This is a genomic window from Nostoc sp. (genome assembly GCF_036917535.1).
In the GTDB taxonomy this organism is placed as follows: domain Bacteria; phylum Cyanobacteriota; class Cyanobacteriia; order Cyanobacteriales; family Nostocaceae; genus Nostoc.
Map to the genome: position 1 here is coordinate 1 of NZ_JBALDA010000087.1, position 9,772 is coordinate 9,772.

7 protein-coding genes are annotated in these 9,772 nt (G+C 42.1%); 2 read left to right on the forward strand and 5 right to left on the reverse strand.

The window, feature by feature from the left end; translation table 11 throughout:
- Both V7K56_RS27820 and V7K56_RS27825 read left to right on the forward strand, forming a co-directional pair.
- Positions 1-258 (forward strand): Uma2 family endonuclease (locus V7K56_RS27820; RefSeq protein ID WP_334915756.1); only part of this gene is annotated, 258 nt, incomplete at its 5' end.
- A gap of 269 nt (positions 259-527) precedes the next feature.
- Entirely contained in the window at positions 528-2,729 is a 2,202-nt protein-coding gene (locus V7K56_RS27825; protein WP_334915758.1) for a PAS domain S-box protein, read from the forward strand.
- 425 nt (positions 2,730-3,154) lie between these two features.
- Here the strand turns inward: V7K56_RS27825 and V7K56_RS27830 are convergent, their stop codons facing one another.
- The 5 genes from V7K56_RS27830 to vnfG all read right to left on the reverse strand — a co-directional run.
- Positions 3,155-4,498: a nitrogenase component 1 gene (locus tag V7K56_RS27830; RefSeq protein WP_334915760.1), complete on the reverse strand. Its 1,344-nt coding sequence runs from the start codon at positions 4,496-4,498 to the stop codon at positions 3,155-3,157.
- A 455-nt stretch (positions 4,499-4,953) separates the two neighbouring features.
- The gene (locus V7K56_RS27835) at positions 4,954-6,486 is read right to left on the reverse strand and encodes a nitrogenase component 1 (RefSeq protein ID WP_334915762.1); all 1,533 of its coding nucleotides are present in this window, start codon (positions 6,484-6,486) and stop codon (positions 4,954-4,956) included.
- 366 nt (positions 6,487-6,852) lie between these two features.
- Positions 6,853-8,238 carry a nitrogenase component 1 gene (locus V7K56_RS27840; protein ID WP_334915765.1) on the reverse strand — a complete coding sequence of 462 codons (1,386 nt, stop codon included), beginning with the start codon at positions 8,236-8,238 and terminating at the stop codon, positions 6,853-6,855.
- 118 nt (positions 8,239-8,356) lie between these two features.
- Positions 8,357-8,527, reverse strand: coding sequence for a hypothetical protein (locus V7K56_RS27845; RefSeq protein ID WP_334915767.1), 171 nt, complete (start codon positions 8,525-8,527; stop codon positions 8,357-8,359).
- A gap of 210 nt (positions 8,528-8,737) precedes the next feature.
- On the reverse strand, positions 8,738-9,772 hold a 1,035-nt coding region (gene vnfG / locus V7K56_RS27850), incomplete at its 5' end, for a V-containing nitrogenase subunit delta (RefSeq protein WP_334915769.1).

Below are 9,772 nucleotides of genomic sequence, written 5' to 3' on the forward strand. Positions count from 1 at the left end.
AGGATTATGGAACTTCTACTTGATGGCTGCTTAAGAAAATCCCAATTACAAGACCAGCATTGCCTCACTTATCTTTTATTTCCCGACAACTCTATGGATGCAAAAGTGCGACTTGGTTGGTTAATTGATCGAAAAACACGTCGCGTCGAAATTTATAGACAAGGACAACCAAAAGAAGTATTAGAGTCTCCCACTAGCTTGTCTGAAGAAGATATATTACCTGGTTTTGTTTTGGATTTACGGATAGTCTGGGGTTAATTAAAATTCCCAATCAGAGATGTTGCATTGTAACGTCTCTGCAAATATCATAGATAGGCAAATTATTCAATCCGAACTGTATTGGCAACACTACAGCAAAAAATGAATTTATATTAAAAATGAGCGGATTTATTTGTAAGTATTATGTATAAATTATCATATCTAATAATCCAGAGATTTACAACCATAACAGATTGTATTTTGCTACCCGTATTCTTGAAATCCTTAAAATATTCTCAGTGTTTGTTTTTAATTTTTAATTTTAACTGATGGAGGACATCTGCGGCAGAAAGGGCGATCGCATGAGCAAAAAGTGGTATCGAGTCCAAAAGCTGAAAACAATATTCGTCCTAGCATTGGCAGTTGTATTTACTAATGCTGTAGTTTCGTATAGCAACACTGTGAAGCTGATTCACAACCAGCAATGGCTAACATACTCCTATAAAGTTATTACCCAAATTGAAAGTATCCAATCTACACTCAAAGATACTGAAACTGCACAACGTAGTTATTTAATTACAGCAGATGCAGATGATTTCCAAACTTATCTTGCAGCCGAACAACAAACAAATAGCAATATTCAGATTCTCAAAAATTTCACTGCTAATAACCGTCAAAAGCAGCATTGGATCGCTTTTCTGGAGCCGAAAATTACCAACAGGCTCAACATTTTACAACAAGAAATTTACCTTAAAAAAAACCAGGGATTAGAAGCAGTTCGGCAGCAAATATTATCTGATAATGACAAGCAAGTTGGCAAAGAGATTCAACAACTGATTAACGACTCTTTGAATGCAGAAAAAAATTTATTATGGCAAGAAATGCAGCAGTCACAAGCAAATTCCCATAAGGCGATAGTGACATTTTTTATCGCTGCGATTGTGGATTTGGTGCTGGTGGTGCTGCTGTATGATTTGTTGTGGCGTTATATCAGGCAACTTCAGCAGACAGAACTGGCCCTACGTCAAAGCGAAAATCGTTTACGAGCCATGATAGATGCAGAACCAGAATGCATCCAGCTAATTGCCAGAGATGGCACCCTTTTAGAAATTAATGCAGAAGGGTTGGCAATGATGGAAGTAGAAACTGCTGATATCTTGATTGGTAAACCAGTTGATGCTGTAATTGTGCCAGAGTATAAAGCCGCCTTTGCCAACTTGCATAAAAATGTCTGTCAAGGTAATAAAGGGACTTTGGAGTTTGAAATCGTAGGATTTAAAGGCACTCGCCGCTACATAGAAACTCATGCCGTACCACTGCGTAACGAATTTGATGACACGTTCATGCATTTGGCACTGACGCGAGATATAACTCAGCAAAAACAGGCAGAACAGAAAATTCGCGAACAAGCAGCGCTGTTAGATGTATCAACTGATGCAATTCTGGTGCGAAATATCCACAACCAAATCATATTCTGGAATAAAGGTGCCCAAAGTCTATACGGCTGGAAGGCTGAGGAAGTTGTAGGGAAGAATGTTTTACAACTTTTATATAAAGAGATTTCACCACAGCTAGAAGATGCTTACTTGAGGGTGATAAATACAGGTGAGTGGCGGGGAGAGTTGCATCAACTGACAAGGGAAGGCAAAGTAATTATCGTTGAAAGTCGGTGGACACTGATCCGAGATGATAATGGACAACCCAAATCCATTTTGAGTGTGAATACTGAGATCACGCAGCAGAAACAACTAGAAGCTCAACTTCTGCGATCGCAACGTTTGGAGAGTATTGGTACTTTAGCTGGCGGTATTGCTCATGACCTCAACAACATCCTATCGCCAATTTTAATGTCAGTTCAACTGTTGCAGAAGAAATTGCCCGATTCGCAGAGTCAGCAAATACTGCAAACTTTAGAAAATAATGTCAAACGCGGTGCTAATTTGCTCAAACAAGTGTTATCCTTTGCACGGGGTATTGAAGATAAACGGACAATTGTGCAAATTCAGCCTTTGATGGCAGAGATTGAGCAAATTATCGCTCAAACATTTCCTAAATCCATTGTTTGCCAGATAGATATCCCTAAAAATCTCTGGTACGTTCGTGGAGACATAACTCAACTACATCAAGTATTGATAAACTTAGTAATCAACGCCCGCGACGCTATGCCCAATAGTGGCATTTTAAGGATTGCGGCGGAAAATCTGGTGATTGGCGAACATTCGGCTCAGATAAATATTGATGCGAAAGTGGGTTCTTATATTGCGATCGTTGTGACGGATACTGGTATGGGGATGTCGTCAGAAGTCCAACAAAGGATTTTTGAACCATTTTTTACCACTAAAGAGGTAGGTAAAGGTACAGGTTTAGGACTTTCTACAGCATTGGGTATTATTAAGAATCACGGTGGTTTTGTCAATGTTTACAGTCAAATAGGCAGAGGTACTCAATTCACAGTCTACTTGCCTGCCTCAACATTTAAAGACACACATTTGCTGTCTCAACAATTGGAATCAGTTATAAAAGATGGCTAAACAACAACGAACTACTATCACTGTATAGATTAACAGTAATGAAAGTACCTATAAAATAACTATTAATCCAGAAACAGTACAGTTTATAAGTAATCAGCAGCTGCGATTGACAAACAACAAAAAAAATGTAATCAAATACTCGGTAAAATTAACGAGCGTTCTAAGTAAATCGATGTGAATATTTATCATCAGGAAGAGGCAGAAAATAGGAGGAAAGAGGATTTTAGCCTACTTTACTTTTATTAATATAGTTTGATTTTTCCACTCGTTCTACTTACAATCATATTCCAAAATAAACTACCGCTTTGCTAACGGCAGTTACTTCCCGTTGTTGGGACTGCCGTTGCTCTAGAAAAGAGGTGTAGCACAATACTTCTTGATAACTCTGCATCAGAATATCAAAACATTCTTGACACAATACTTTTCTATGTCCAATGAATCTCTTTGGAACGAAAGGCTCTATCCCAATCGTTAGCAATCACCTCCATGATATTGATCATGCCTTCATAGCCAAAATATGGCTTGTCAACGTAAGTTTCTCTGTTAGTGGGGCTAAATACATCAAAAGCAATTTTGATTCCCAACTCCTCTGCCATGTATTTTTCCCATGCCGAGCCAATCACAGCATCAACATCAAACTCTTCTAAGGTCTGTTTTACCTGATAGCCATCTGCCGAAAATACTATATGGGAAGTAAGACCGAGGCTGTACAGTTCTCGCTCCAAAATTGAACGAGAATCAGGCATCGCCGAGCGAAATAATAAGATTTCTGGAATCATCTCCAATTCTTCAAAAAGCATTCTGACTAGTCCAATACCAAGCGTCCCATCCGCAGATACGGCAATTCTACAGTTACGATATCGGGGAATAATCATCAATGCTCGTTTGCGAAGTGTATCTACGACCATTTCTTCGCCTTGTTTGATGATTGGCTCCACTTTTTCATCTATCTTAAAATGTGCCGCCAATGCCTTCAACCACCGATTAGTGTTGTTTACACCTATTGGTAAAGGTATATCATTGAGGATAAACGGGATGTCATGAGTCTGTTGCATTTTCCGAGCAAACTTATACCCAACATCATGACTGAGAACAATATTGGCGGTTGCTTCACCAGCTTGTTCTAGTTCTTCAAAAGAGGTATTATGAGAAAATACCGTCTGCACTTTAATTCTTAAAGACTTTAACGTCTGCTTTACCCATTCTAAATCAGCCCACCAAGTTGGATTCAGATTTGCCTGTGGCGCAATGATATTTACAATCCTTGGCTTTCTCCCCCTTCTCTTGGTCTGCCTTTTTTTGATAAAAGGAAGTAAAGCCTCCAAACCCATCTCCAAGCCATCATAAGCATTGCCCCGAAACCCACCAGCAAGTAAAGGAACGAGTTTAGCTTTGATATCTGGCTGAAGCTGATTGCATAATCCCGCAATATCTTCACCAATAATGTCTGCCGCGCAAGTTCCAACGACAAACATAACCTTAGAATCAAAAGATTGATCCGCTTCTTTAATCATCCCTTTGAGTTTCTCAGACGCTCCCATCACAATGTCTGACTCAAAAAGACGAGTACAACCTACTTTCCGCTTGGTGAAATCAACCTCATGAGCATCATATCCAGCTGCGACAGTGGACGCGCAACCCTGTGGAGACTGAATCACAATACTGACATCTTTAATACCAGCAACTGTAGTTGCAATACCTTCAAGGGCACAGCCAACTACTGGGTCTTTACTATGGTTACAATTGTCAAAAGTTGTTTCAGCAGACATTTTTTCCTCCTGTTTTTATAAGGCTTGACTATGGTAAATGCATTTCACGCAGCCTGTAGCGAATTTTGCCTAACATTTCCGTGTTTCGCGCAGCCTGCAACGGCTTCTGTTGTCCCTGTAGCAACTTCTGCTTTGACGTTTTTGTGTTTCGCGCAGCCTGTAACGGCTTCTGGCTTAACGTTTCCGTGTTTCGCGCAGCCTGTAGCGACTTCTGCCTTGACGTTTCTGTATTTCGCGTAGCCTGTAGCGACTTCTGCCTTGACGTTTTTGGCTTAGTACCAATTCGGTATAAAGATACGCCAAACTCAAACTATATGAGGAACGAACCGCATTCGCGCAGCGTCTCGTAGAGAAGAACGCAAAGGACACAAAGAAAGAAGAAGCCTAGATCATTTGGCTGCGCCTCTGCGTGAGACAAATCCATACTTTTATTTAGCAAAGTCACATTTCATTTATTACTCGTTCATACATTTTCCCCGTCTCTTCTCTGCATATACGGTACAATCAGGCATGTCTTGAGCTAATTTTCCGCTTAGTGATTGAGTAGATGCTAACCCGGAATCTTTAGGGAATACCATTTGCTTGGTTAAAGCACTCCGAGGTCTAAAGCCATATTGGAGTGCTGTTTCAATACACCTTGCGACCTTTAAGGCTCCGCGATATCCAAATCTGGGACGATTTAAGATAGCATTTAAATCGACTACGGGAATATGGGGGAAACTCAAGGAAGAACCAAAATAAACTACCGATTCTGCATCAAGACCACCAATGAAATCCAGTAATTCATCTTCTGTTTGTTTCATGGACTCGTACTTGCCAAAGGCCAGCGTCCCTTTCGTAATCAATATTTCCGGGTCTAACCCTGTTTCCAACAGGTAGTCTACACTGGTTTCTCGTGCTTCTGTACTCCAGGGATGGAAATTATAGATTACTACACGCATCCCAAAATCACGATCCAACATGTGAGCAAGGGATAAGCACTTGATAGCATCATGTCCTTCGATAATCGCTAACTTCCCTTCTATATAACCCTTAGCTGCTTCAAATTCAGTCTTAATTGCGGCATATTCCTTTTCCATTAGGGCAGCCGCTTGTTCTTCCATGCCTAAATATTTTGCCGCCCCTTCGAGCCATTTTTCTGTAGCAGCGATTCCATAGGGAAGGATAGTAGAATTTAGCGGAGTACCAAACTTGTCTGACATGGCTTTGCCGATGGTATAGCCAAGATCCAAACATAAAGTACAGTTGACTGCCGCACTTGGTGCTTGCTTGAGTTCTTCTAAAGTACAATCACCAGCGATGACACTGTGGACTCGTGCCCCCATTCCTTCTATCAATCGCACCAGTTCTTTAACATCAGTTTCGACTTCTGTTCTTTCAGGGCCCATCTTTGCGCCCACAATATTGACAGCATCAGCTAGTTGTGCCTTCCGTTCTGGAGTTGGCGGCTCCATAAAGTCTACGATTTGCCGAAATACGATATCAAATCCACTGCGATACTCTCCGGCGAATCCTTCACAATGTATCGTCATGATCTCAGCGTCGATTTCGGTGCGAGCTTTATTCACGACGTCATCAACACAGTCCCCAATAATACCAGACGCACAACTAGTGGCAACAACGATCGCATCGGGATGGTATTTTTCATCTACTTCTCGAATCGCGCCTTTTAATTCTTTTTCTCCACCAAAAATTACCGCTTTCTCACTCATGTTCGTAGTCACCACGGGTTCATAAGGGGAACCACTATTGCGGCTATTAGTCAGCTTGTATGCCCGCTTAACTCCATAAGCACAGCCACTGGGCCCGTGAGAAATGACGATCGCATTTTTAATCCCACTTAAAATCTTCGTTGCAGTCCAAAATTTACAGGGGCGGGTATGACTACCTTGTAAAGTGGTCTTAATTTTACCCTCTTTTGCCAAGCGATACAGTTCGCTCAAATTTCCGTAAAATACGACATTCTTATCTATACTTGTTGCAGTCATGATCGCTCTCCAGTCTTTCAATAGCTTCTGTAGCAATACCCTGTGAGTCGTAAACCAGGCGACTGAGCCGCCCTCTGAAACTAATCAGTTAAACGGGTGCTGCCTGGTCTACAATTGATATAGAATTGCTGAGTATCGTAAAAATTCTAGATGGAAACACCATCTCATGATTTGGCGAGAGAGTTGGGGTGAACGACAGAAATATCACTGTGGATAGATGCCATCTCCCGGCATTGCTGAATTGAGGGATGATTTAGCAAGTTATAAAATTTCTCCCCCTGCTCCAAGAGCACCCCCTGCCTTAAGAGCCTGCCTAAATTCATCCCCCTGTTCTGCAACGCCCCATCCCCCATATACATCACTCTCTTACCAAACGTTTAAGATCCATTCGCGCTCGTGCTTGTTCTCCATATCTGCAAACATGGTATTAGCAATGGTGTCTGCTAGCCATTCTGCTCCTTTATAGCCAATCACAGGATATTTCCACAGACCTGCACGGTCAAAGCTGGGGAAACCAACCCGAACCATTGGAATCTTGTGATCGATAGAAATATATCGACCTTTGGAATGACCTAGAATCAAGTCGATTTCGAGGGATTTATCTTGAATGCGGCGCTCCAATTCCCAGAGGTCTGCATTCCAGATAACTTCGATGTCGGTGGGTGAGTTTTTCTCCAAAGCAGCAATTCTTGGATCTTTTGCACAAGCCTTGTTATCATCCCCTAATAACAATAGCGCTGGCTCTAACTCACATTCCAAGCAGAACTCTGCTAAACCAATTACCAGATCGGGATCTCCGTAAATAGCTACCTTCTTGTTAGCAAAGAACATATGGGCGAGGTCGGCGATCGCATCGATAGCCTTTCCACGTTCTCTGACTAAAGATTCTGGTATTGGTTTGCCAGTCAGTTTCTGGATATTTTGCAGCCAGACGTCAGTGTTTTTGATGCCAATTGGTGTCGGGCCAATGATTGCAGGAACCTTAAACTTCTCTTCTAAGAATTCGGCTGCGCTGCCTCCTTCATATTTGCATAAAGCAATAGTTCCCAACGCATTAGCAGAATCAGCAATTTCTTCAATGGTTGAATTCCCAAAGGCAAAACTTGTCTTATCGGGCATGGTAGGCGCATCAAAAGATTCTGTATCCACTAAGATGTTTGCTGGAACATCCATATCTTTTAAGATGCGCTTGATTTCCGTGACATCTCCAGGGTTAAGCCACCCAGTAATGAGGTTCAACTTGCCAGTTGGTTCGCCTTTTTTTGCCAGACTAGAAATGATTGCATGTATGCCGACATTATAGCCACTGACCTGGCTACCTTTGTAACTGGGGGTATGCACGGGAACAAGAACAATCTTGCGATCGGGATAGGCCACCTTTAACTGACCGTTGAGCTTGTTAATGGTTCCTTCGATATCATCCCCAATTGTCTCAGTTGAACAAGTCGTAATAATTGGAATAATCCGTAAATCGGGATATCGTGCGACTAAGGTGTGTACGGCTTCCTCAATACGTGGCTGTCCTCCAAGGACAGCGCTATTTTCATGGAGTGAAGAAGAAGCAATGTCAAAATTTTCCTTCAAATGCTGGGCAAACAGCAGACGAACGAACATACTACACCCTTGTCCTCCATGCACCAGAGGAATACAATCTTTTACTCCAATTGCAGCGTACTCAGCTCCAGCAGGCTGACAGGTAAATATAGGATTGATGATTCCCTTACGTTCTTTCTGTTTTACAACTACAGACATTCTCTTGACTCCTATGTGGTAAAAAATTGCGTGATTTTGTTTAGCGTTGCTGAACGAAGATATGAAGTGTCTTTTTGAGCTTAAAAAAGTGGAGCGATGCCTGCGGCGATCGCTAACGCTAACGCTGCATCCAACCAAGAAGCAAGCTACCCATAGCATTGATTACAGAAGAAAAGTAAAATTGAATTTCTTCAAAATCTTGAAAGCTAGATGAGATGCTTCTGTAGTCAGACGGTACGCGGACACTACGCTTGTTGGGAATGCTTTTGGTGTAACCCGTCAGTGACATCGCTCTCTACTCTGTAAGTCTCTATTCTGTAAGAAAATTTCTGCACAAACACTAACAGGATGACAAGACTCTAATTCATACTTCAATTCAACAACGCCGTTCGTTTAGTGAGGTAGTCTGGTCTTCTCCCTTAACACTAGCTTCTTACGAAGGGGAGAAAGGGAGACGCTAAGAGCGTCACCCAGAGGTTGAATTACCGATCTAATTGCTTTAATAAAGCGAATAATGCAATTCACCATTCTTCGACTTGGTTATTACAATATCGACCAGCATTGCCTTAACAGACTCCAATACTGCCTTCTTTTGCGAGTTCTCCATGCTATTTAACCATGAAAACCTAATTTCCAGGTCAGCTGCGAGGATCTTCGCATCTGCATAATAACTTCTGTCAATCAAGGTTTCTAGAACCACCTTTTCTCCAGTCAAGATTTGGGCGGCCATATTGAGAACACCATTGATGTTTTCTTCCCGATCCCATGCACGCGAGTGAAACTGCCACAAACAACGTTCTTGAATTAATTTTGTGACTTCCGCAGCTCGCTCTTGAATGTATGACGCGATTTCCTTAGCTTGCACTTGAACTTGTGGTGCAACTTCCTTAGCTTGTGGTTGAACTTGTGGTGCAACTTCCTTAGCTTGTGGTTGAACTTGTGGTGCAACTTCCTTAGCTTGTGGTTGAACTTGTGGCGCAACTTCCTTAGCTTGTGGTTGAACTTGTGGTGCAACTTCCTTAGCTTGTGGTTGAACCTGTGGCGCAACTTCCTTAGCTTGTGGTTGAACCTGTGGCGCAACTTCCTTAGCTTGTGGTTGAACCTGTGGCGCAACTTCCTTAGCTTGTGGTTGAACCTGTGGTGCAACTTCCTTAGCTTGTGGTTGAACCTGTGGTGCAACTTCCTTAGCTTGTGGTTGAACCTGTGGCACAACTTCCTTAGCTGGCTGTTTGACCTTTGAAGTGGCTTCCTTAACTTGCTGTTGAATTAAAGAAACGACTTCCTCAGATACCTCTTTGGTTGCTTTACCGTTGCCATTACCATTGGTACTTGGCAGATTTTGCTGACCACGGATATCATCTTTGGCAAGTTTCATCAGAGGCGAATAAATGGCATTGTACATATCACGCGCCATATTCACCGCACCTTCAAAACCCATGTAAGGACCATTGTGGTAGCCATGACCATTCACATAAGGCAAATGCAACTTCTTCACCAAAGCACCCACCCGTGGTCCAGTCAAAACCAAATCCGG

What these genes read in the sequence shown, in the direction of transcription:
- V7K56_RS27825 (WP_334915758.1), top strand. Translation starts at nt 528, where the DNA reads ATGGAGGACATCTGCGGCAGAAAGGGCGATCGCATGAGCAAAAAGTGG.
- V7K56_RS27830 (WP_334915760.1), bottom strand. Translation starts at nt 4,498, where the DNA reads ATGTCTGCTGAAACAACTTTTGACAATTGTAACCATAGTAAAGACCCA.
- V7K56_RS27835 (WP_334915762.1), bottom strand. Translation starts at nt 6,486, where the DNA reads ATGACTGCAACAAGTATAGATAAGAATGTCGTATTTTACGGAAATTTG.
- V7K56_RS27840 (WP_334915765.1), bottom strand. Translation starts at nt 8,238, where the DNA reads ATGTCTGTAGTTGTAAAACAGAAAGAACGTAAGGGAATCATCAATCCT.
- V7K56_RS27845 (WP_334915767.1), bottom strand. Translation starts at nt 8,527, where the DNA reads ATGTCACTGACGGGTTACACCAAAAGCATTCCCAACAAGCGTAGTGTC.